The following is a 22,477-nucleotide window of genomic DNA, read 5'->3' as shown; positions in this document are numbered from 1 at the left end:
GTCAACGGCCGGCGCCAACCGCGTCAGAAATGTGGCGGAAGCCTTCGGCGCGCAGGCGGGCGGCGAGATCCCGCTTGATGGCGCCGACCAGGCCGGGGCCATCATAGATGAGGGCCGAATAGATCTGCACCGCCGAGGCGCCGGCGCGGATGCGGGCCCAGGCGTCGGCGCCGCTGGCGATGCCGCCGACCGCGATCAGGGGCAGACGCCCGGCGGCGGCCTCGGCGGCGGCTTCCAGCGCCTTCTGGGCGAAGCACTTGAGCGGGGCGCCCGACAGGCCGCCGGCCTCGCCGGCAAAGCCCGACTTCAGCGTAGCGGGGCGTTCCAGCGTCGTGTTGGACACGATCAGGGCGTCGATCTGGTGCGCCAGAGAGGCCTCGACGATCATGCCGATCTCTTCGCCGATCAGGTCGGGGGCGATCTTCAGGAAGACGGGGGCGCCGTCAGTCGGGCGGGCTTCGTTGATGCGGCCCAGCAGGTCGTCCAGCGCCTCGCGGCCCTGCAGGGCGCGCAATCCCGGCGTATTGGGCGAGGAGATGTTGATGGTGAAATAGTCGGCCAGGCCCGCCAGGCGTCTCAACCCGATCACATAGTCAGCCGCCTTGTCTTCGGTTTCCTTGTTGGCGCCCAGATTGGCGCCGATGGCTGTGCGGGTCGGTCGCCGCGCCAGGCGGGCGCCGAAGGGCTTCAGCCCCTCGTTATTGAAGCCCATGCGGTTGATGATGGCGCGGTCTTCGGACAGACGGAACAGGCGGGGCTTGGGGTTGCCGGCCTGGGCGCGCGGCGTGACGGAGCCGCATTCGACGGCGCCGAAGCCCAGACGCGAAAGACCGTCCAGCGCCTCGCCGTTCTTGTCCAGACCGGCGGCCAGACCGACGGGATTGGACATCTCCAGCCCGGCGATGCGGGTCTTCAGGATGGGATCGTCGGCGCCCGGAGCGGGCAGGGGTGTGATCTGAAGGGCGCGGATGGCCAGACGGTGCGCCGTCTCGGGGTCCATCTGGCGCAGGAGAACGGCGCCGAGGTCGGTCAGGTTCATGGATTGTCGCTCAGGATCATGTCGCCCGCGTCCGTCACCGAAAGGGCGCGTGCGCTCCGCGTCGCAGAGACCGGTAGGGGGCCGTAGATGTGGGGAAAAAGGGCGCCGCCGCGCGAGGGCTCCCAGATCAGGGTGTCGCCCAGGGCTGTAAGATCGACCTCGACCAGCATCAGGTCGCTCTGACCCGCGTAATGCTTGGCGGCGGTGACGGCCAACTGGTCGGCGTCGGACAGGTGGATATAGCCGTCGGCGTGATCGACGGCCGAGCCGTCATAGGCGCCCTCGGCCAGGCTTGCCCGCCAGTCGGCGCGGCTCAAAATCTTGAAGGCGGTGGTCGGCAGGTCGGTCATTTTTCGAGATCGTGCGGCGTCAGCCAGCCCTCATAGGAGGGGCGTCCGGCGACATCGACGGTGAAGATCGCCGCCGCCCCGGTGGGGAAGCCGCCGCTCATCTTGTCCAGCACGCCGGGCGAGGCGGCGCTTTCGATCAGGTATTCGACCGCCAACTGATGCACGCCGGGATTATGCGCCACCAGCAGCAGGCAGCCGGCTGTGTCCTCGGCGGCCTCGACCGCGCGGCGCAGGGTGTCGGATGAGGCGTTGTAGAGGGCGGGCGACAGATGCACCTCGACGTCGCCCATGGCCTCGCTGACCGCGTCCCAGGTCTGATGCGTGCGCCGGGCGCTGGACACCAGGGCGGTGTCGGGACGCAGGCCGCGTTCCGCCAGGGCCCGGCCCATGGCCAGGGCGTCGTGGCGGCCGTGCTTGGACAGGGGGCGGTCGATGTCGCCGCCGGGCGCGCTCTTCTCGGCCTGGGCGTGACGCATGATGATCAGTCGCTGCATGGCCTTCGCCTTAAGGCCGTTTGCCTTCGCCGACCAGAGCATGGGCGGGCGGCCCATGGTCGCGCGAGGCCGGTGAGGGGGTCAGGGCGGGACGCGGCGCCAGGACCGCCTGGGCCAGGCCCTGCGGCCGGATCCGGGCATAGGACTGGCGCGTGGCCTCCAGCATGATCAGACCCGCCGCCCCCGGAAACACCCAGCGGCCCACCTGCTCGATCCCGTCGGCCATCGGCAGCAGGGGCCGCCAGAGCGGGACATAGAGGGCTTGCGACCAGGCGGCGGGCTCCAGCCCCACCTCGCGCACCAGCCGCTCCAGCTGACCGCGCGTGAAGGGCCGGCCGTGGCCGAAGGGGGTGGTTTCCGCTCGCGCCCACATGCCGCCGCGCGCCGCCGTGGCCAGGATGATGCGTCCGGCGGGGGCCAGGGCGCGCACCGCCTCGGTCAGCAGGGCGCGGGGATCGTCGGCCTCTTCCAGGGCATGGACCAGCAGGATGCGGTCAAAGGTCCCGGCGGCGAAGGGCAGGCGCTTTTCATCGACCAGAAGGGTGCGGTTGCGCCCCGCTGTCGCCCATTGTTCGGCGCCCTGTCCGCCTGGCATGGCGGCTATGACACGCCGCGCCCCGATGAAGCCGTCCAGCCAGGGCGTGGCGTAGCCCAGACCCAGGACGTCGCAGCCCTCGGCCTCGCCCCAGGCGTCGTCCAGCCTTCGCGCCAGCACGCGCCGCACCAGCGCCCCGGTCGGCTCGCCGTAGAAGGTGCGAAGATCGTCGATGCTGCGGCGCATGGGGGCATTATGGCTGAAATCGCGATGAATGTCGGCTGGACCTTGTGATTTCCGCTCGTCCCCGCAGAGGCGGGGATGAACGGGTAGGTTGAGGCGCTTCGACCGCTTGCCTGCTACAATAGGTTCATGACCCTGACCGTGCGCCAGTTCGCCTGCCTGTCCGACAACTACGGCTTCCTGATCCGCGACGAGGCGACCGGTCTGGTCGCCACCGTGGATACGCCCGACGCCGAGGCCGTTCTGGCCGAGATCGAGGCCTCGGGGTGGGGGCGGCTGGACCTGATCCTCAACACCCACTGGCACCCTGACCATACCGGCGGCAACGAACGGCTGAAGGCCGAGACCGGCTGCGAAATCGTCGGCCCCGAAGAGGTCCGTCGCGCCGCGCCTCTGGATCGCGTCGTGGTCGATGGCGACGTCGTGCGGATGGGCGAGACCGTGTTTGAGGTGGTGCTGTCGCCCGGTCACACCCTGGGCCACGTGGTCTATCGGGCGGTCGAGGACGATCTGGCCTTCGTTGGCGACGTCATCTTCGCCCTGGGCTGCGGTCGCCTGTTTGAAGGCTCGCCTGAGCAGATGTGGGACAGCCTGAGCCGCATCAAGGCCTGGCCCGAGACGACGACGCTCTATTGCGCGCACGAATACACGGCCTCGAACGCCCGTTTCGCGCTGAGCCTGGACGATCGGCCGGAAATGAAGGCCCATGCCGAGGCGATCTTCGCCGCCCGCGAGCGGGGCGAGCCGACCGTGCCGACCCGCGTGGGCGTGGAGCGGGCCTTCAATCCCTTCCTGCGCGCCGCCGACGCCGCCGACTTCGCCGCCCGCCGCGCGGCCAAGGACGGGTTTCGGGGCTAGGGTCTAGCGCAGCAGCCGCGTCAGCAGGGCCGCCGTCGAGGGATCGAGGTCAGGCGACGGCGCGCCCGCCGCCACATCCTTCAGCACGGCCTTGGCCAGAACCTTGCCCAGTTCGACGCCCCACTGGTCGAAGCTGTTGATGTCCCAGATTACGCCCTCGACGAAGGTCTTGTGCTCATAGAGCGCGATCAGGGCGCCGAGCGCCTGCGGCGTCAGCCGTTCCATGAGGATGGCCGTCGAGGGGCGGTCGCCGGGGAAGGTCTTGTGCGGGGCCAGACGGTCGGCCTCGGCTTCGGAAGCGCCCGAGGCGATCAGTTCGGCATGGGCCTGAGCCTCGGTCTTGCCCTGCATCAGGGCCTGACCCTGAGCCAGGGCGTTGGCCCACAGCGGGCTCTCCGACTGTTCGCCGTGTGTAGAAGCGACGATGACGAACTCGGCCGGGACCACCTGCGGCCCCTGATGGATCTGCTGGAAGAAGGCGTGCTGGCCGTTGGTGCCGGGCTCGCCGAAGACGACGGGGCAGGTCTGGCGTCCCACCGGCGCGCCGTCGCGACGCACCCGCTTGCCGTTCGATTCCATCTCCAACTGCTGCAGAAAGGCGGGCAGACGCCGCAGGGCGTGGGCGTAGGGGGCCACGGTGCGCGCCGGGCGGTGCAGGCCGTCGACGTTATAGATCTGCGCCAGGGCCAGCAGGACCGGGGCGTTGGCCTCCAGCGGGGCCTCGAGGAAGTGCCGGTCCAGTTCGCCGGCGCCGTCGAGGAAGCCCTGGAAGACGTCCCAGCCCAGGCCGATGACGCAGCTCAGGCTGACCGCCGACCACAGCGAATAGCGCCCCCCGACCCAGTCCCGGAAGGCGAAGGTGCGTCCGCAGCCAAAGGCGGCGGCGCGTTCAGGCGCGGCGGTGACGCCGATGAAGTGCTTGTCCATGCCGTCGGCGGGCAGGGACGCCGCCAGCCAGGCCTTGGCGACCTCTGCGTTGGCCAGGGTTTCCTGAGTGGTGAAGGTCTTGGAGACGACGACGACCAGGGTGGTTTCCGGCTCCAGCCCCGTCAGGGCCTCAGCCATGTCACGCGGGTCGATATTGGCGACGAAGCGCACGTCGATGGCCGGATCGAGCGGGCGCAGGGCGTCCCAGATCACGCGCGGCCCCAGATCCGATCCGCCGATCCCGATATGGACCACGGTCTCGAACGACCGTCCGGTCGCGCCTGTCTCGATGCTGGACCGGACGGCGTGGGCGTAGTCGCGCATCTGGCCGCGCACAGCGTCCACCTCGGCGGACACGACCTCGCCCAGGGCGTGGAAGTCGGCGCCGGCGGGGGCGCGCAGGGCGGGGTGCAGCACCGCCCGGCCTTCGGTGGCGTTGACGGCCTCGCCGTCGAACAGGGCGGCGCGACGGCCCTCCACGTCGGCGGCGCGGGCCAGGGCCAGAGCGGCGTCGAAGCCGGCGGCGGTCCAGCTCTGCTTGGACAGGTCGAGATGCAGACCGGCGGCGTCCACCGTCAGACGCGACAGGCGATCCGGGTCGGCGGCGAACTGATCGCTGATGCGAGCGTCGGCGTCCCGGCGGGCGACGGCTTCCAGTTCGGTCCAGGCGGCGTGCGGCATCGTCGTCTCCCCCGTTCAGCGTCCGGCCAGGTTCGGCATGGCGCTTGCAACCCTTCGTTTATGGCTCAGGCCTAGAAGAGTTCAATCAAAGACCGGTCAACATGGGTTTCCGCGAGGAAATTCCAGGCCGAACGCCAGTGAAAGGGATGCCCCCATGTCCTGCGGAATCATTCTCGCCGCCGTGCTGATGCTCAGCGATCCGTCCGTGGCCGAAGCCGCCGCCCAGCCGCCCGTCGCCGCCGACGCTCCGGTTTCGGTCGCGCATGAGCCTCTGTTCGCCGATCTGGTCGCACGTTCCGGCTCGCTGAAATCCATCGTCGACGGCTGGATCGCCTCGGGCGAGGCCGACGCTGACGGCTTCATGGCCGGTGCCGCCTTCACTGGCTTCAAGACCCAGGCGACTGATCTTGCCGCCCGCGACCTGCAGGGCCATCTGGTGCTCAAGGAGCGCGGCACTGACAATGATCTGAAATGCATCCTGCGCGGCATCTCGGAAGACATGCCCAAGAAGGTCGCCGCCGTCGAAGCCGCCCCCAACGCCGCCGAGCGCAAGGTGGCGCTGGAAGAACTGGCCTATCTGCTGAACGACAACGTCGAGGTCATCACCTCGCCGCCTCACCCGGCGGCGTAGCCGACCGGCAGGGTTTCTTTATTTTGGGCCTACCGCCCTTCGGGCTACTTGAGGCCTGCTTTGTTGGTGGGCCTATCGCCCGTTGGGCTGCTTGAGGCCCGGAAAGAAGCGCCTCAGCTCTCGACTGTTTCCGGGTATTTGATCGAGCAGCCGTAGGGCTGGGCGAAGGCGGTCTGGACGGCACGGCCGGCCTTGGCGTCGGCCAGGGCGGTGCGGACGAAGTTGTGGGCGCCAGCCAGGTCCTCGACCTTGTTGGTGGGCCTGTCGTCGATGCCGCCGACGAAGATCAGACGCCCCTCGGGATCAATGATGCGCATGTCGGGCGTGGTCTTGGCGTCATAGCGCTTGCCGACCTCGCCAGTCGGATCGAGCAACAGATGGGTGAAGGCGGCCTGATGCTTGGTCTTCCATGCCTTCGCCGCCTCGCCCTCGACGAAGCCCTGGGTTCCGGGCGCCGAAGAGATGATGGTCAGCCAGACCACGCCGTCGGCGGTGGCGTCGCGCTGCAAGGCCTGCATGGCGCCGCTGTAGTGCTTCTTCACGAAGGGACAGCCTTCGTTGGTCCATTCCAGCACCACGGTCTTGCCCTTGAAATCCGCCAGCGAGCGCTGGACGCCCTCGGCATCGACCAGGGTGAAGGCCGGCGCCATGTCGCCCGGCCCGGCGACGGCGGGCGTCGCGGTTTCGGTCGCGGCGGGCGCGGCCTTGTCCGGCGCGGCGGCGGGTTGCTGCTGGCATGCGGCGAGCAGGAGAAGCGAGGCGGAAGCGACGGTCAGCAGGCGGAACATCGGGCAGTCTCCTTCAGATGAAAGTCAGCGGGCGGCGTCCTTCAGGGCCCCGACGACAGTTCCCTCGGTCAAAAGCTGGGGCAGGATGCGCGGCGCAGCCTGGCCGGGCTGGTAGAGCAGATAGAGCGGTACGCCCGAGCGGCCGTGGCGTTGCAACTCGGCGGTGATGGCGTCGTCGCGGCGGGTCCAGTCGCCGACCAGATAGACGGCGTTCGCCGCCTGCATGGCCTCGGCCGTGCGCGGCGAGGACAGGGCCGCGCCCTCGTTGATCTTGCAGGTGACGCACCAGTCGGCGGTGAAGTTAACCAGGACCGGACGGCCCTCGGCCAGGGCGGCCTGCACGGCGGCTTCGGACCAGGGCTGCGACGGCAGATGGGCGGAGGCGGACGCGGCGGCCTCGCTCGAAGCCGGCGCGGCGCGGGCGGCGAGAACGCCGAGGCCGAGCGCCGCGATCAGGGACAGGGCGGCGGCGATCCCGGCGAGGCGGCCCTTGCCGCTGGCGGCCTGAGACCGGCCATAGAGCCACAGGGCCAGGGCCAGCATCAGGCCGGCGCCGAACAGCAGAGCCAGAGCGTCGGCGGTCTGACGCCCATAGACCCAGGCCAGCCACAGGGCGGCGCCATACATGGGGAAGGCCAGGAGGTTCCTCAGCGTTTCCATCCACGGCCCCGGCCTGGGCAGGCGCGACAGCAGGCGCGGGCTGAGGCTGATCAGGACATAGGGCAGGGCCAGACCCAGTCCCAGCATCAGGAAGACCGCCAACGCCATCGGCCAGGCCATCAGCAGGGCGGCGCCCAGGGCAAAGGCCATGAAGGGGGCGGTGCAGGGCGCGGCCACGACCACGGCCAGAACCCCGGTGAAGAAGGCGCCCGTCGCGCCCGGCAGACGCGCCAGCGGGCCATGCCCGGCGCCTTGCAAGCCGGCGCCGACGTGGAAGACGCCCGACAGATTCAGGGCCACCGCCAGCATCAGCAGCGACAGAGCCGCGACCACGCCCGGCGACTGCAGTTGGAAGCCCCAGCCCAGGGCCTGACCGCTCGCGCGAAGGGCCAGCAAGGCACCGGCCAGAACGAGGAAGGTCGCCAACACCCCGGCCAGGAAGGCCAGGCCGTCGCGCCGCGCCTCGGCCGGTTCATGGGCCGACCGGCTCAGCGCCGCCGCCTTCATCGCCAGGATGGGGAAGACGCAGGGCATCAGGTTGAGGATCAGTCCGCCCAGCAGGGCGAACAGGGCGGCCTTGGCGAAGTCGGCGGCTGTGGTCGATGCGGCGGAGGATGTCTTGACCCCGTCGCCGTCGCCGATGACGCCCTGACCCGTCGCGCCGGGCAGGGAGGCGCCCTGATGAGCGGAAATCTCCCAGGCGCCGAGGTCGGTGGACAGGACCCCGGCCAGCGGCGGCTTCAGGCCGTTGGCGGTCAGGCCGCGACCGGGCGCAAGGTTCAGGGTCAGGCCCTGCGGTCCGCGTTCGCCGGATTGGGCGGCGGCGTGGTCGATGACGCCGCCCTCGAACGGATAGAAGTAGGCCCACTTCGGCGCTGCGTTCGCCAGGGGTCCGCCGGTCGCGGTCAGGGTCAGCTTGCCGTCGGCGAAGCGGGCGCGCGCTTCGATCCCGGCGGGGCGCGGGGCGGTGGCGATCACGTCCTGCACCGCCTGACCGAAGCGCGGGTCCAGCGGGGCGGCGCCGTCGCGCACCGGCAGGTTCAGCGCCAGATCGAGATCCTCGGGCACGCACATCTCGTCGCTGCAGACGTAGAAGTGGGCGGTGACGCGCAGGGCCAGCGCCTCTCCGGGCCGGGCCGAGGCCGGAACCTCGATCGGCACGGGCAGGAAGACCGTGCCCGAATAGCCGTAGTTCATCAGGCTCTGCAGCCGCTGGCGCTCGGGCAGGGGCCACAGGATGTCGCCGGGAGAGACGCCCTCGGACAGGGACCAGGTCAGGGTGGTCGGGCCGCCCGAGTCGCCCTGGTTGCGCCAATAGGTATGCCAGCCAGGCTTGATCTTCTGGCGGATGGCCACGATCGCAGTCGAGCCGGGCGCGGCCCAGGCGCTCATGGCGACCAGTTCGGCCTCGATCCGCTCGGTGCGCTGCGGTCCGGCGGCGGACGGGACGGCGCCGGCCTTCAACGCCTGATCCAGAGCCGAAGGCGCGGCGGCGGCCGAGGCGGCGAAGGTCAGCCAGACGAGGAGGGCGGCGAGAAGACGCAAGAGGACGGCACCGTTCGGAGGAAAGCGAGGCGCGACCTTAGACGCCGCGCGCTTCGACAGCCACCGTCCCGAGACGGTCTGACGCAGCCCCGTGGGAAGGTCAGCGCCCGTTCAGCGTCTACTTAGTGTCTGGGCTTGGCCTCGATCAGGACCTCGGTGCGGCGGCGCAGGGGGTCATTGACGCCGTTGACCACGGCGCCCGCGGCCCCGGCGGCGGCGACCTCGAAGGCGGGGGCAGGCAGGCCGGCGCTGACCAGGGCCTCGGCCACCGACCGGGCGCGGCGCTCGGAAAGCGACTGGTTGACGGCGGCGGTGCCGGTCCGGGCGTCGGCCAGGCCCAGGACCTGGACCTTGGTGACGTCGCAGCCCTGTAGCTGAGTGGCGGTCAAGCTGATGGCCTGCCGGGCGGCGGCGGTCAGACCGGCCTGATCATTGTCGAAATAGACCTCGAACCGCTTGGCGCCGCAGGCGGCGGGATTGCTGACCAGATCGCTGCGCTTCTTGTAGGCGCCGGGCGTGGTGCAACCGGCCAGCAGAGCCATGGTAAGGCCCCCGACGATGACGGCAGGGAGGATCGGTTTCATCAGTCAGCCCCTCGGAAAACGCCCAGCCCCGGGCGGAAAACAGACGCAGCAAGCAAAAGGGCGGCCCGCTTGCGCGGACCGCCCTCGAAACCTGACCCGAAAAGCCTTCGGGCGCCAGTCGTCTTAGTAGCGACGCTGGCCGTTCTCCCAGTAGCATTCGCTCTGGCGGTTATCGTAGCAGTAGTAATAACGGCCCTGATTGTCGCGATAGCGCTGCTGGTTGCCGCGGTCCTGGTTGGAGCCGCGGATGGCGCCGGCGGCGCCGCCGGCGAGGGCGCCGATGGCTGCGCCGGTGGCGGCGTTGCCGCCGCCGACATTGTTGCCGATGATGGCGCCGGCGACAGCGCCGAGGCCGGCGCCGATGGCACCCTGACGCACGGTTTCGTTGTTGCCGCCGCCGTAATACGGGTCACTGGCGCAGGCGGTGACCAGAAGGCCGGCGCCGGCGATGGCGATAATCGCCTTGTTCATGGATCTGTCCTTCATCCCGAGGGGGCTCCCCTGAAGCCCAAAGAACGCCGAGAAAACGCGGCGGTTCCGAGGCGAAGGCGATAAGCTTTGCATTATTTTGTTCGGCGGGGCGCGTTCAGCGGAACCGGGCGGGGAAATGGGGCGTTCGCCGCCCATGATCGACGCTTCCGCGCCAGCCGCCTCTCCCGACGCTCCCCTCCGCGCCCTTCACGCCTCCATCCGCAAGGTGGCGATCGTGGTCAATCCTCTGTCAGGCGGGGTGGGGCCCCAGGCCGCCGCCGAGGCCGAGGCCATCCTGTCCCTCTATGACTGCGAGGCCGAGGTGACGACGCTGGAGGGGGCCAAGATTCCCGAGCAGATCGCGGCGGCCCTGGACGCCCGGCCGGATGTTCTGTTCGTCCTGGCCGGAGACGGCACGGCGCGCTCTGTGGCGGCGCGCGCCGGACCCAAGGGGCCGCTGATCGCCCCCCTGCCGGGCGGCACCATGAACATGTTGCCCAAGGCTCTGTATGGCACGGCCGACTGGAAGGTCGCCCTGCGGCGAGCGCTGGATGAAGGCGAACCCCTGGTCGTGGCCGGGGGCGTGGTCGAGGGCGAAGCCTTCTACTGCGCCGCCATCCTGGGCTCGCCTGCTCTGTGGGCGCCGGCGCGCGAGGCGATGCGCACCGGCAAGCTGAAACTGGCCTGGATGTATGGACGACGCGCGTTGAAGCGGGCCTTCAGCGGGCATATCCGCTTCAGTCTGGACGGCGGCGCGCGGCGGCGGGCCGAGGCCCTGGTCCTGATCAGCCCGCTGATCTCCAAGGCCATGGTCAAGTGCGACGGGCTGGAGGCGGCGGCCATGACGACCTCCGACGCCGCCCAGGCGTTCCGACTGGCGGCGCACGCCCTGTTCGACGACTGGCGCCACGATCCCAATGTGACGACCCAGGGCGCGCGGTCGATCACGGTTTCGGCGCGCTCGAAGATCCCGGCGGTGATCGACGGCGAGCCCATGCTTCTGGGTCGCAACGCCGATATCAGCTTCCTGCCGCGCGCCTTCATGGCCCTGGCGCCGCGCCCTCCGGCGGGCGAGGACAGTCTCTGATGGGGCGGGTGCTCCAGTTCTCGGACGTGCATTTCGGGTGTGAGCATCAGCACGCCGTCGCCGCCGCCCTCGACTACGCCCACGCCACGCCGCACGATCTGGTGCTGATCACCGGCGACATCACCCAGCGCGGCCTGCCGCCGGAGTTCGCGGCGGCGGGGGCCTGGGTTCGCGCCATGCCGCAACCGGTCTTCGTCACGGTGGGCAATCATGACGTGCCCTACTGGGACGTGATGGCGCGGCTGTTCTGGCCGTGGCGGGCGTTCGAGCGGGCGACGGGACATCCCGCTCACGACCATGAGTTCAAGCGCGACAATCTGATGGTCCGCGGCGTGACCACGGCGCGCGGCTGGCAGGCCCGGCCCAACTGGTCCAAGGGCGTCATCGACCTGGAACAGACGCGTCGGGCGGCCGAGGCCCTGCGCCATGCGCCGATCGGGGCGTTGCGCATCCTGGCCTGCCACCATCCGCTGATCGAAATGATCGGCGCGCCGATGACGGGCGAGGTCAAGCGCGGCGACAGGGCGGCCCTGATCTTCGCCGAGGCCGGGGTGGACCTGATCACTACCGGCCACGTCCATGTGCCGTTTGCATTGGGGATCGACCTGTCGGATCGCTGCTCCTACGCCATCGGTTGCGGGACCCTGTCGCACCGCGAGCGCGGGGCGCCGCCCAGCTTCAACCGGATCGAATGGGACGCCCGCGAGATCGTGGTGACGGCGGTGGTCTGGACCGGCCGTCGGTTCGAGGATCATCAGGTCTGGCGTCTGCCGCGTCGCCAGGACACGCGACGGGCCGAGACGGCGCCTGATCCGGCGACGCCCGGCGAAATGGAAGCCGCCGACGCCTAGCCCGCGGCTGTCGAGGTCAGGCCGGCGTCAGCATGGCCAGGGCGGTCAACAGATCGCGGGCCGTGATCGGCTTGGCCAGGTGCAGGTCGGCGCCGGCGGCGCGCGCGCTGTCACGGTGTTCGGCCATGGCGTTGGCGCTCAGCATCAGGATCGGCGTCGGCGGCATGGAGGGTCGGGCCGCCTCGATGGCGCGCAGGGCGCGGGTGGCCGTCAGCCCGTCCATGCCCGGCATCTGCATGTCCATCAGCACCACATCGAAGGATTGCGCCTCGAAGACGGTCACGGCCTGGGCCCCGTCATCGACGATCACCAACTCGGTCACATGGTCGGCCAGGATCAACTGGATCAGGCGCTGGTTGATCGGGTGGTCTTCCGCCAGCAGCACCCGCAGCAGGCGCGACGGGCTGGGCGTCGCCGCCAGATCGCGTCTCGTCAGGTCATTGGTGCGCGGCAGGGGCAGTTCCACGCGGAAGCGGCTGCCGACGCCGGGCGTCGAGGCGCCCTCGATCCGCCCGCCCATCATCTCGGTCAGGGAGCGGCAGATGGACAGGCCCAGGCCCGTGCCGCCAAAACGGCGGGTGATGCTGCTGTCGGCCTGGCTGAAACGCTGGAACAACTGGGCGGCGTGCTCGGCGTCGAAGCCGACGCCGGTGTCTTCTATCTCGAACGACAGCAGGGTCGGGGCGCCGTCGCCTTCGCTGATGGCGAAGCGGACGGAAACGGAGCCTTCGGCCGTGAATTTCACGGCGTTGGACAGCAGATTGCTCAGGATCTGACCTACGCGCACACTGTCGCCGACGAAGGCGCCGCGCACATGGGCCGGTCGCTCGACATGGAAGGCCAGCCCCTTGTCCTCAGCCTTTATCTTCAGGGTTTCCAGCGTCGCAGCCAGGGCTTCGTCCAGATCGAAGGGACGCAACTCCAGCTCCAGCTTGCCGGCCTCGATGCGGGACACGTCCAGCATGTCCGAGACCAGCCGTTCCAGGGTCACGCCCGAGGCGGCGATCAGGTCGACCATTTCGCTCTGGTCGGGCGACAGCGGCGTGCGCGACAGGGCGTCGACGATGCCGATCACGCCGTTCAGCGGGGTGCGGATCTCATGGCTCATATTGGCCAGGAAGTCGGACTTGGCGCGGTTGGCGGCCTCGGCGGCGGCCTTGGCCTCGATCAGGGCCCTTTCGGCCGCGATCTTGGCGGTCACGTCGCGGGCCACGGCGTAGATGCGCTCACCGAACTTCTGCGCCCGCCATTCCAGGGTCACATAGTGGCCGTCCCGATGGCGATAGCGGTTGATGTGCCCCTTGACCGGGGCGTCGGGGCGGCGCGTCTCGACCTCGATCACGCTGTCCAGGGTGCCGGGCAGGTCGTCGGGATGGACCAGGGTCAGGATGGCCAGGCCGATCAGGTCGTCAGGCTGATAGCCCAGGGTCGCGGCCCAGGAGGCGCTGACCCGGACGATCAAACCCTCCAGATCGCGGATGACCAGCAGGTCCAGCGAGACGTCGAAGAAGGTCGCCAGATCGCCGCCTGAATCTTCGGTTGTCGCCCCGGTCTGTCGCAAGGCGGCAGTTTGAGGGGGGCAGGTCATCAGTGACTATCCTTAGCGTACTGCCGCGACCCTAGAGCGCCAGCCGTTAAGCTCGGATTTCGGTAAGCGTCATTTTTGTCGCCAGGTTTCAGTAGGCGAAGTCGCGATAGATGCGGCTGACGTCGCCCTGCCAGTCGCCGTGATAGAGCTCCAGCAGGCGGTCGGCCGGGGTCACGCCGCTGTCGGCGATGTCTTCCAGTTCCGACAGATAGCCGCGCTCGTCCACCATGCCGCCGCTGAAGCGGGCGCGGTTCTTCAGGCCGTGCTTGGCGATCTCGACCAGATCGACGGCGATGTCACGGACGCTGCGGCCCGCCACCTCGGCCTTGAGGCCCAGGCGGGTGACGTCGCGGCGCAGACGCTCATGGTCGGCGATGTCCCAGTCCTTGCACAGGTCCCAGGCGGCGGCCAGCGACGGCGCATCATAGAGAATGCCGGCCCACAGGGCGGGCAGGGCGCAGATACGGCTCCACGGACCGCCGTCGGCGCCACGCATCTCCAGATACTGTTTCAGCCGTACTTCGGGGAAGAGGGTGGTCAGGTGGTCGGCCCAATCCTTGGCCGTGGCGCGCTCGCCCGGCAGGGCGTCCAGCCCCTCGGTCATGAACTTGCGGAACGACTGGCCCGACAGGTCGACATAGGTCTCGCCGCGCTTGGCGAAATACATGGGGGTGTCCAACGCATAGTCGGCATAGCGCTCGTAGCCGAAGCCGTCGGCGAAGACGAAGTCCAGCATGCCGGTGCGGTCCGGGTCGGTGTCGGTCCAGACATTGGCCCGCGCCGACAGGAAGCCGTTGGGCTGGCCCTCGGTGAAGGGCGAACAGGCGAACAGGGCCGTGGCGATGGGCTGAAGCGCCAGCGAGGTGCGGAACTTCATGACCATGTCGGCTTCGCTGTCGAAGTCGAGATTGGCCTGGATGGTGCAGGTGCGCAGCATCATGTCGAGGCCCAGCGCGCCCTTCTTGGGCATGTAGGCGCGCATGATGCCGTAGCGGCCCTTGGGCATGACGGGGATGTCCTCGCGCCGCCACAGGGGGTCGAAACCGGCGCCGAGGAAGCCGAGGTTCAGCTGGTCCGCGACCTGCTTGACCTCCATCAGGTGCTGGCCGGTTTCCGAGCAGATGTCGTGGATGGTCTGCAGCGGCGCGCCCGACAGTTCGAACTGGCCGCCCGGCTCCAGGCTGATCGAGGCGGTGAAGCCCTCGGCGTTCTTGCGCTCCAGGGCGATGACGTGGCCGGCTTCCTCGACCGGTGACCAGCCGAAGCGCTGCAGGCCGGTCAGCATGGCCAGGATGCCGTTCTCGCCCTCATAGGCGGGGCGGCGCAGGGTGGACTTGTCGAAGCCGAACTTCTCGTGCTCGGCGCCGATGCGCCACAGGTCGGCGGGCTTCTCGCCCTTCGACATGGCGTGGATCAGTTGCTCTTTCGAAAGCGGCGCCGTGTCGGTCATCTGTAACCCCTGCTGTCGCGGCTAGATGGGCGAGGATACAGCCCCGCTCAAGAGGGGGCGTGCAAACTTCTATCGTTCCCAGTCGCCGACAGCCGCCTGCCACAGGGTCAGGGCGGCGATGGCGGCGGTGTCGGCGCGCAGGATGCGCGGGCCCAGAGAGACGGCGGTGGTGAAGGGCAGGGCGCGCAGACGCTCGCCTTCCTCGGGCGAAAAACCGCCCTCGGGGCCGATCAGGATGGCCCACTTGCCCCCGCCCGCCGCGGTCAGGGCGGAGGCGGCGGGCGCGCCGCCGGTCTCATCGCAGAACATCAGGCGGCGCGAGGCGTCCCAGCCGTCCAGCAGGACGTCTAGCTTGACCGGATCATCGACCAGGGGCACGTCCAGACGCCCGGTCTGCTCGGCGGCTTCTTCCGCGATGGCGTCCAGTCGGTCGAGACGAAGCCGGTCGGCGTTGGTGCGATGGGTCAGGGCCAGACGGACGCGCGCGGCGCCCAGTTCGGTCGCCTTTTCGACGATGGTCTCGATCCGCGCCTTCTTCACCACGGCGACGATCAGTTCCAGATCGGGGCCGTGGGTCTGTTCGCGCACCTGCTCCTCGGCGCGCAGGATGACGCCCTTCTTCAGCACCTCGGCCACCCTGGCGCGCCATTCGCCGTGGCGGCCATTGAAGACCAGCAGGTCGTCGCCCGCCTTCAGCCGCATCACCTGGGTCAGGTAGCGTGACTGATCGAGGGTCGGGGCGACGGCGAGGCCGGGGGCGAGGTCGCCCTGAACGTGCAAACGGATCATGGGCAGGGATTTAGCGGGCGCGCGGGCGCGCGTCACGCGTCGAGCCGCGTCAGCTCAGCCGGTCGCGCCGGGCGGGCCAGACGGGGGGCAGGTCGGCGTGGCCCTGGGCGTGGCGCAGTTCGCGCTCCAGCATCCGGCTCATGGCGTCCAGCGGCAGGTCGTTGGGATCGTCGCCGAAGGGGTCTTCCAGTTCGTCGCCGAGCGCATCCAGCCCGAAGAAGGTGTAGGCGACCAGAAGCGACACCGCCATCGTCCACCAGCCGAGCGCCGGGGCCAGAGCGAAGGGCAGCATGAGGCAAAACGCATGGGCCGTCCGGTGCAGCAGCAGGGCATAGGCGAAGGGCAGGGGCGTGGTCTTGATGCGCTCGCAGCCGGCCAGGACATGGCTCATCTCGGTCAGGCGCAACTCCAGCACCGAATAGCGGATCGGGTCGATCAGGCCGTCGCGCAGCAGTTCGGCGCACTGGCGACCCACGCCCGTCAGGGCGGCGTCGGTGGCGTGGGGCGCGGGCTCGACCGGCGTCCAGCGGGCGATCTCGCCCGTCTCGTCGCGATCGCGCAGCCGGGCGGCCAGGCCGAAGACGAAGCCGCCGACCCCGTCCAGCATGGGGTTGCGGCGCTCAGCCGGCAGCAGGGCGGTCTGGCGGATGAAGGCGCGGACGGCGATGACCAGTTCGCCCCACAGCTTGCGCGCCTCCCACCAGCGGTCGTAGCAGGCGTTGTTGCGGAAGCTCATGAAGATGGACAGCGCCAGCCCGATCAGGGCGAAGGGCGCCGCCGCCAGATGCACCGGCAGATCGGGCCGTTCCCGGTGCAGCATGACCGCCGCCACGGTGATGACGACGGTCAGGGCCAGCCGCCCTACGATGCGCGGCAGGATGGACCCGTTCAGGGCGAACAGGATTTCCAGCGGGCCGGGGCGGGAGCGGACGATCATGCGCCTCCATACCGCCCCGGCGGTCCGCCTTAAAGCGTGCGCGCGATCAGCAGCTTCATGATCTCGTTGGTGCCGCCGTAGATGCGCTGGACGCGGGCGTCCTTGTAGAGCTGGGCGATCGGATACTCGTTCATGTAGCCGTAGCCGCCGAACAGCTGCAGCATCTCGTCGATGGTCTCGCCCTGGATGTCCGTCACCCAGTATTTGGCCATCGAGGCCGTGGCGGCGTCCAACTGGCCCTTGAGGTGCAGGCCGATGCAGTGGTCGACGAAGACCTTCGCAACAGTCAGTTTCGTTTTGACCTCGGCCAGCTTGAACTGGGTGTTCTGGAAGTCGATCACCCGCTTGCCGAAGGCCTTGCGCTGCTTGACGTAGTCCAGCGTGGCCTCAAGGCCCCGCTCGGCGGCGGCCACGCCCTGAACGGCGATGTTCAGGCGTTCCTGCGGCAGCTGCTGCATTAGTTGGACGAAGCCCTGGCCCTCGCCGCCGCCGATGGCGTTTTCCAACGGCACTTTCACATCGTTGAAGAAGAGCTCGGAGGTGTCGTTGGCCTCCATGCCGATCTTGTGCAGGTTGCGGCCGCGCTCGAAGCCCTCGGCCCCATCGGTTTCCAGGGCGATCAGGCTGGTGCCCTTGGCGCCCTCGGCCGGGTCGGTCTTGGCGACGACGATGATGAAGTTGGCCAGCTGGCCATTGGTGATGAAGGTCTTGGAGCCGTTCAGGACATAGTGGTCGCCCGACTTGACGGCGGTGGTCTTGACGCCTTGCAGGTCGGAGCCGGCGCCCGGCTCGGTCATGGCGATGGCCCCGACCAGTTCGCCCGAGGCCAGGCGCGGCAGCCAGCGCGCTTTCTGCTCGGCCGTGCCGTAGTGCCAGATGTAGGGCATGACGATGGCGTTGTGCAGCGAGATGCCGAAGTGGTCCGCGCCCTTCCAGCCCAGCTGGCGCATCAGCACCACCTCGTGGCGATAGTCGCCGCCGAAGCCGCCGTCTTCCTCGGGCAGACTGAGGCCCAGCAGGCCGGCGTCGCCCGCGTCGTTCCATAGTTGGCGCGGCACCGAGGAGGCGGCGATCCATTGCTGGAACTTCTCGGGCGGAGCGTGCTCGTCGATCCATTTGCCGACGCTGTCGGAGAAGAGGGAGATCTCTTCTTCCTGCATGAAGTCGGGTTCGGGCGTGTTGAGCACGTTCATGAGCGGTTCTTCCCTGTCATCCCGGCCGTAGAGCAGCGGAGAGCCGGGACCGCCGCTGAACTCGACCCTTGTTGTTTTGGGCGACCCCGGATCACGGCTTTCGCCGTGTCCGGGGTGACGTCGATGTGAGGCCTAGAACGCCTCGGCGGGCATCTGCATCAGCACCTCGGCGCCGGTCTTCATCTTGGCCAGGTGAGCGCTGGCGTCAGGCAGGATGCGCTCGATGAAATACTGACCGGTCTGCAGTTTGGTGACGTAGTAGGGATCGGCGTCGCCGGCGGCGATTTTCGCCGACGCCGACTTGGCCATCTGCGCCCACATATAGGCCAGGGCCGTCAGGCCGAAGATGTGCAGGTAGTCGGTCGAGGCGGCGGCGGCGTTGTCCGGGTTGGCCATGCCGTTCTGCATCAGCCACATGGTGCCGTCCTGCAGCTTCTTCTTGGTGTCGGCCAGACCGTCGACGAAGGGCTTGATGGCTTCGTTGTCGCCGTTCTCAGACACGAAAGCATCGATGTCAGCGAACCAGCTCATGATGGCGCGGCCGCCGTTCGACGGCAGCTTGCGGCCCACCAGGTCCAGGGCCTGGATGCCGTTGGTGCCCTCATAGATCATGGTGATGCGCGCATCGCGCAGGTACTGCGAGGCGGGGAAGTGCTCAGTATAGCCCGAGCCGCCGTGGACCTGCATGGCCAGGGATGCGACGTGGAAGCCCTTGTCAGTCAGATAGGCTTTCAGGACCGGCGTGATCAGGCCCATATAGTCCTTGGCCTTGGTCGCGGTGGCCTCGTCCGAGGACTTCTGCAGGTCGGCTTGCAGGGCGGTCCACAGGATGAAGGCGCGGCCGCCTTCGACGAAGGCCTTCGACTCCAGCAGCATCCGGCGCACGTCGGGGTGGACCATGATGGGGTCGGCCGGGCCGTCCGGGTTCTTGGCACCGGTCAGGGCGCGGCCTTGCAGGCGGTCGTTGGCGAACTCGACGGCGGCCTGATAGGCGGCGTCGCCGATGGCCAGGCCCTGCAGGCCGGTGCCGAGGCGGGCCTCGTTCATGACCACGAACATGTTGTTCATGCCCCGGCCTTCTTCGCCGATCAGCCAGCCCTTGGCGTTCTCATAGGCCATGACGCAGGTGGCGTTGCCGTGGATGCCCATCTTGTGCTCAAGGCCGGCGCAAGACACGCCGTTGCGCTCGCCGATGGAGCCGTCTTCGTTGACCAGGAACTTCGGCACCACGAAGAGCGACAGGCCCTTGATGCCCGGAACCGCGCCTTCGACGCGGGCCAGGACGGTGTGGATGATGTTGTCGGCGAAGTCGTGCTCTCCGGCCGAGATCCAGATCTTCTGGCCGGTGATCGAATAGGAGCCGTCGCCGTTGGGCACGGCCTTGGTGCGGACCATGCCCAGGTCGGTGCCGCACTGCGGCTCGGTCAGGTTCATGGTGCCGGTCCATTCCCCGGTCGCCATCTTGGGCAGATAGGTCTGCTTCAGCTCGTCCGAGGCCGAGGCTTCGATGCCGTGATAGGCGCCCGCCGTCAGGCCCGGATACATGGAAAACGCCGCCGAGGCCGCCGCCGTGAACTGACCCACCGCCATCGACACGATCGAGGGCAGGCCCTGGCCGCCGTATTCCGTGCCGAAGGCCAGGCTGGTCCAGCCGGCCTCGACCATCTGGTGATAGGCTTCCTTCCAGCCCTTGGGCGTGGTGACGACGTCGCCCGCGATGGTGCAGCCTTCCTGGTCGCCCGGACGGTTGATCGGGGCGATGACTTCCTCGGCGAACTTGCCGCCTTCCTCGATGATCTGGTCGATCAGGTCGCGCGACAGATCGGCGTCGGCCAGGTGGTTGGCGTAGCGTTCGACCTCCAGCACGTCGTGCAGGACGAAGGACAGGTCGCGGACAGGCGCCTTGTAGGCCATGGGATTACGCTCTCGCTTTGAAGGGCTGGAAGTGGTTGTCGGGGTTGAGCCGTTCGCTCAGCAGGTTGGCGTATTCGTCCGCCCCCGGCAGAAGGTCGGGGCGGTGTTCGCCCAGCTTGGATTCCATCCAGTTGCAGGCTTCCTCAGCCGTCTGGATGGCACCCTCGATGTCTTCGAGTTGCTGCTTCAGCGCCTCGACCTGGGCGCGGTGACGGCGCAGGGCCACGGCCATCTGATGGACGTTGTGATCCTTGCGGTCATACAGATCCAGCATCTCCTGGATCTCCTGCAGGGTGAAACCGATGCGGCGTCCCCGCAGGATCAGCTTCAGCCGGGCGCGGTCGCGCGCGTCATAGACCCGCGTCTGTCCCTTGCGAGCAGGGGTCAGAAGACCCTTGTCCTCATAGAAGCGCAGGGCGCGCGCGGTGGCGCCGAACTCGCGGCACAGGTGCCGGATGGAATAGGTGCGGTGATCGTCAGCGGTCGCCATGCGTCACCCATAACTTGACGCGGACGTAAAGGGAAGCTTCTCGCTGATCCCCTCGACAAGTTGTGATCAACGAGGGCGCAAACGCAAATCGGCCGCGGAGAGCTTGCGCCCGCCGCGGCCGATCCGGGGGAGGAAATGGGTGTCAGGCGATCAGTGGCGGCGGAACCACAGCACCGGCGCCGTGATGGCGATCAGGAAGAGGTTGGTCAGGGCCAGGCCGACATTCAGCTCCATGCCGTGCAGGATCAGCATGATGGTCTGCAGGGCCAGCAGGCCGACGCTGGCGGTCAGCAGCAGGGGGCGGCCGAAGCGCCACGACACCAGGGGGCTGAGCACCATCAGGGCCAGGACGATCTCGACCACGCCCAGGCCGCGCACGAAGTTGACGCTGGCCATGGCGGGCCAGTGCATCAGCACGGTCAGGTTCTCCATCGACTCCGTCAGCTTGGCGTAGCCGGCCGCGATGAAGAACATCGCGATCCAGCCCTGGAAGGTCCAGAGCGTCAGGTTCAGGTAGTCAGATTTTGCGCGGGAGCGAGGCGTCAAGGTCGTCGAGGTCATGGCCGAAACCGTGGGGGTTGAATTGGTAACAGTTGCTAGATCAGATTGCCGGAGGCGATCGTCAAGGAAGTGTAACAATCTGTGAACCGGGGTAGGCGTGACCTGCGGCGACGGCGTGGCTGAAACCACAATTCCCCGTAACCCGACGCAGGACGTGAGCGTGGTCTAGGCCTGCAGGAGCGGCCTGTCAACGGTCGATGACATCAACTGATGACTTAAGACGCCCAGGCCTGATGCGCGCTCTCCAAGCGGGCCAGCTTGGCGTGCAGCGGCGCCCAGTCGTCGCCCTGTTCGATGGCCGACCAGATGGCCTCGACCTCGTCGATCAGCAGTTCCTCGGGCTCGGCGGCGGCGAACATGGGGTGCTCCAGCCGCTCGGGGCGGTCGGGCTCGTGCTCCAGCAGGGCGAAGCGGAAGGCGTCGAAGGCTTCGCCCTGATAGATTTTGGCGCGCACGCCGCCCAGCGCCCGCGCGCCGGAACTGAAGCCGCCGAACCAGTCGAAGAACAAGGGCTCCCAGCGCAGGGCCTCGCCCTTGTCGCGCAGCAGGGCCAGCGTCGCGTCCAGCAGTCGCTGGTCGGCCGCTTCGCCGAGACTCTTGACCCCCAGGCGGTTGAGGAAGGCGGCGCGCAGATGGCGGATATAGGCGGGACCGAATCCGTTGAGCGCCTCGGTCAGGGTCGCGACCTGCGGTTCGGCGATCAGCTTCAGGCAGCCGGCCAACTGAGTCAGGTTCCAGAACACGGCCTCGGGCTGACGCGCAAAGGCATAGAGGCCCTCGCTGTCGAAATAGGCGGCGGTGAAGGCCGGGTCATAGCGGGGCAGGAAGCGCCACGGACCATAGTCGAAACTCTCGCCCGTCACGTTCAGATTGTCGGTGTTCAGCACCCCGTGGACGAAGCCGGCGGAAATCCATTTGGCCGTCAGTCGCGCCGAGGCCTCGACCACGGCGGCCAGGAAGCCGGGCGCATCGCCGGGCGCGACGGCGGGATGATACAGGCTGCGGGCGTGCTCCAGCAGCGTCTCAATCTGATCCTTGCGGCCGTAATAGGCGGCCCGCTGGAAGGTCCCGAAGCGGATATGACTGTGCGACAGCCGCACCATGACCGCCGCGCGAGTGGGGGAGGGTTCGTCGTTGCGTTCCAGCGCCTCGCCGGTCTCGACCAGGGACAGGATACGGCAGGTTGGAACCCCCAGGCTTTCCAGCATGGCGGCGGCCAGAACCTCGCGCACCCCGCCCTTCAGCGTCAGCCGCCCGTCGCCGCGCCGCGACCACGGCGTTTGACCCGACCCCTTGGTCCCGAGGTCCAGAAGTCGACCTTGAGGGGCGCGGTCGCTCGCTGCTTGAGCGCCGACCACCTCCCGCAGTTGCGCCGCCAGGAAGCCGCGCCCGTCGCCGAGGTCGGGGTTGTAGGTGCGGAACTGATGGCCGTGATAGCGCATGGCGATCGGGCCGGGCTGGCCGGGCAGGGGGGCGAAGCGGCCGAAGCAACTGACCCATTCGTCGTCGCTCAGGGTTTCCAGCCCGACGCTGGCCGCCGCGCGGTCGTTGCGCACGCGCAGGATCGTCTGGGGAAAATCGGCGGCCTGCACCGGATCGCCAAACTCGGGGCCGAGGTCGATGAAGCGCGGATCGGGGCGATAGGCGGGGGAGACGGGCATGAAGCGGCAGATGCGCGCTCGTCGCCCGTTTCGCAACCGCAACATCTGCGGTCGACTTGGTCTTGAACCTGCGGGCGGGTCGGTTATTTTCAAAGGTAGAGATCAGGTCCCGCTTCGCTTGCCATGCGTCGGGGCCAGGCCGGCGCCGTC

Annotated in this window: 22 protein-coding genes; 4 read left to right on the top strand and 18 right to left on the bottom strand. The window is 68.6% G+C overall.

The window, feature by feature from the left end:
• Position 1 precedes the first annotated feature (1 nt).
• The 4 genes from ACR9FL_RS14485 to ACR9FL_RS14470 are packed head-to-tail and all read right to left on the bottom strand — an operon-like array spanning position 2 to position 2,664.
• The gene (locus ACR9FL_RS14485) at positions 2-1,039 is read right to left on the bottom strand and encodes a quinone-dependent dihydroorotate dehydrogenase (RefSeq protein WP_436356086.1); all 1,038 of its coding nucleotides are present in this window, start codon (positions 1,037-1,039) and stop codon (positions 2-4) included.
• Complete coding sequence (locus tag ACR9FL_RS14480; protein WP_436356085.1) at positions 1,036-1,389, bottom strand: DUF952 domain-containing protein; 354 nt, start codon at positions 1,387-1,389, stop codon at positions 1,036-1,038. The genes ACR9FL_RS14485 and ACR9FL_RS14480 overlap by 4 nt, the downstream gene beginning before the upstream one ends.
• A complete protein-coding gene (locus tag ACR9FL_RS14475) occupies positions 1,386-1,883 on the bottom strand; it encodes a SixA phosphatase family protein (RefSeq protein ID WP_296174498.1) in 498 nt (165 codons plus the stop codon). The genes ACR9FL_RS14480 and ACR9FL_RS14475 overlap by 4 nt, the downstream gene beginning before the upstream one ends.
• A 10-nt stretch (positions 1,884-1,893) precedes the next feature.
• Positions 1,894-2,664, bottom strand: a complete 771-nt coding sequence (locus tag ACR9FL_RS14470) for a class I SAM-dependent methyltransferase (RefSeq protein ID WP_436356084.1) — start codon at positions 2,662-2,664, stop codon at positions 1,894-1,896.
• Between the two features lie 126 nt (positions 2,665-2,790).
• Between ACR9FL_RS14470 and gloB the strand changes: the two genes are divergently transcribed.
• Entirely contained in the window at positions 2,791-3,519 is a 729-nt protein-coding gene (gene gloB / locus ACR9FL_RS14465) for a hydroxyacylglutathione hydrolase (protein WP_436356083.1), read from the top strand.
• 3 nt (positions 3,520-3,522) lie between these two features.
• Here gloB and pgi read toward each other — a convergent pair whose 3' ends face one another.
• Positions 3,523-5,127, bottom strand: coding sequence for a glucose-6-phosphate isomerase (gene pgi, locus ACR9FL_RS14460; protein WP_436356082.1), 1,605 nt, complete (start codon positions 5,125-5,127; stop codon positions 3,523-3,525).
• A 154-nt stretch (positions 5,128-5,281) separates the two neighbouring features.
• Between pgi and ACR9FL_RS14455 the strand changes: the two genes are divergently transcribed.
• Positions 5,282-5,758 (top strand): hypothetical protein, encoded by a 477-nt coding sequence (locus tag ACR9FL_RS14455; RefSeq protein WP_436356081.1) that lies wholly within the window; start codon positions 5,282-5,284, stop codon positions 5,756-5,758.
• Between the two features lie 113 nt (positions 5,759-5,871).
• Here ACR9FL_RS14455 and ACR9FL_RS14450 read toward each other — a convergent pair whose 3' ends face one another.
• From ACR9FL_RS14450 to ACR9FL_RS14435, 4 genes are all read right to left on the bottom strand, one after another.
• Positions 5,872-6,546: a thioredoxin family protein gene (locus ACR9FL_RS14450; protein ID WP_436356080.1), complete on the bottom strand. Its 675-nt coding sequence runs from the start codon at positions 6,544-6,546 to the stop codon at positions 5,872-5,874.
• A 24-nt stretch (positions 6,547-6,570) separates the two neighbouring features.
• Positions 6,571-8,751 carry a protein-disulfide reductase DsbD family protein gene (locus tag ACR9FL_RS14445; RefSeq protein ID WP_436356079.1) on the bottom strand — a complete coding sequence of 727 codons (2,181 nt, stop codon included), beginning with the start codon at positions 8,749-8,751 and terminating at the stop codon, positions 6,571-6,573.
• 122 nt (positions 8,752-8,873) lie between these two features.
• On the bottom strand, positions 8,874-9,335 hold the full coding sequence (locus tag ACR9FL_RS14440; RefSeq protein ID WP_436356078.1) for an OmpA family protein: 462 nt from the start codon (positions 9,333-9,335) through the stop codon (positions 8,874-8,876).
• 123 nt (positions 9,336-9,458) lie between these two features.
• Entirely contained in the window at positions 9,459-9,806 is a 348-nt protein-coding gene (locus tag ACR9FL_RS14435) for a YMGG-like glycine zipper-containing protein (protein WP_105562627.1), read from the bottom strand.
• A 154-nt stretch (positions 9,807-9,960) separates the two neighbouring features.
• On the opposite strand from ACR9FL_RS14435, the gene ACR9FL_RS14430 reads away from it, so the two are divergent.
• Entirely contained in the window at positions 9,961-10,893 is a 933-nt protein-coding gene (locus ACR9FL_RS14430) for a diacylglycerol/lipid kinase family protein (protein ID WP_296174514.1), read from the top strand.
• On the top strand, positions 10,893-11,744 hold the full coding sequence (locus ACR9FL_RS14425) for a metallophosphoesterase family protein (RefSeq protein ID WP_436356077.1): 852 nt from the start codon (positions 10,893-10,895) through the stop codon (positions 11,742-11,744). The genes ACR9FL_RS14430 and ACR9FL_RS14425 overlap by 1 nt, the downstream gene beginning before the upstream one ends.
• 16 nt (positions 11,745-11,760) lie before the next feature.
• Here ACR9FL_RS14425 and ACR9FL_RS14420 read toward each other — a convergent pair whose 3' ends face one another.
• The 9 genes from ACR9FL_RS14420 to ACR9FL_RS14380 all read right to left on the bottom strand — a co-directional run bounded on the left by ACR9FL_RS14420 (position 11,761) and on the right by ACR9FL_RS14380 (position 22,327).
• Positions 11,761-13,332 (bottom strand): ATP-binding protein, encoded by a 1,572-nt coding sequence (locus ACR9FL_RS14420; RefSeq protein WP_436356076.1) that lies wholly within the window; start codon positions 13,330-13,332, stop codon positions 11,761-11,763.
• Between the two features lie 88 nt (positions 13,333-13,420).
• The gene (locus ACR9FL_RS14415; protein ID WP_436356075.1) at positions 13,421-14,782 is read right to left on the bottom strand and encodes a glutamate--cysteine ligase; all 1,362 of its coding nucleotides are present in this window, start codon (positions 14,780-14,782) and stop codon (positions 13,421-13,423) included.
• Positions 14,783-14,851: 69 nt separating this feature from the next.
• Positions 14,852-15,571, bottom strand: a complete 720-nt coding sequence (locus tag ACR9FL_RS14410; protein WP_436356074.1) for a 16S rRNA (uracil(1498)-N(3))-methyltransferase — start codon at positions 15,569-15,571, stop codon at positions 14,852-14,854.
• Between the two features lie 49 nt (positions 15,572-15,620).
• On the bottom strand, positions 15,621-16,508 hold the full coding sequence (locus ACR9FL_RS14405) for a bestrophin family protein (protein WP_436356073.1): 888 nt from the start codon (positions 16,506-16,508) through the stop codon (positions 15,621-15,623).
• 29 nt (positions 16,509-16,537) lie between these two features.
• Positions 16,538-17,701 (bottom strand): acyl-CoA dehydrogenase family protein, encoded by a 1,164-nt coding sequence (locus ACR9FL_RS14400; RefSeq protein ID WP_436356072.1) that lies wholly within the window; start codon positions 17,699-17,701, stop codon positions 16,538-16,540.
• Between the two features lie 132 nt (positions 17,702-17,833).
• Positions 17,834-19,615 carry an acyl-CoA dehydrogenase C-terminal domain-containing protein gene (locus ACR9FL_RS14395; protein WP_436356071.1) on the bottom strand — a complete coding sequence of 594 codons (1,782 nt, stop codon included), beginning with the start codon at positions 19,613-19,615 and terminating at the stop codon, positions 17,834-17,836.
• A gap of 4 nt (positions 19,616-19,619) precedes the next feature.
• On the bottom strand, positions 19,620-20,105 hold the full coding sequence (locus ACR9FL_RS14390) for a MerR family transcriptional regulator (protein WP_296174537.1): 486 nt from the start codon (positions 20,103-20,105) through the stop codon (positions 19,620-19,622).
• A 150-nt stretch (positions 20,106-20,255) separates the two neighbouring features.
• On the bottom strand, positions 20,256-20,666 hold the full coding sequence (locus ACR9FL_RS14385) for a DoxX family protein (RefSeq protein WP_296174538.1): 411 nt from the start codon (positions 20,664-20,666) through the stop codon (positions 20,256-20,258).
• 215 nt (positions 20,667-20,881) lie between these two features.
• Positions 20,882-22,327 (bottom strand): protein adenylyltransferase SelO, encoded by a 1,446-nt coding sequence (locus ACR9FL_RS14380; protein WP_296174540.1) that lies wholly within the window; start codon positions 22,325-22,327, stop codon positions 20,882-20,884.
• Positions 22,328-22,477: the final 150 nt, after the last annotated feature.

The organism is Brevundimonas sp. CEF1 (assembly GCF_051353055.1).
Taxonomy (GTDB): domain Bacteria; phylum Pseudomonadota; class Alphaproteobacteria; order Caulobacterales; family Caulobacteraceae; genus Brevundimonas.
The sequence above is the reverse complement of the archived record's forward strand: the minus strand, read 5'-3'. Positions and strand labels throughout refer to the sequence as shown.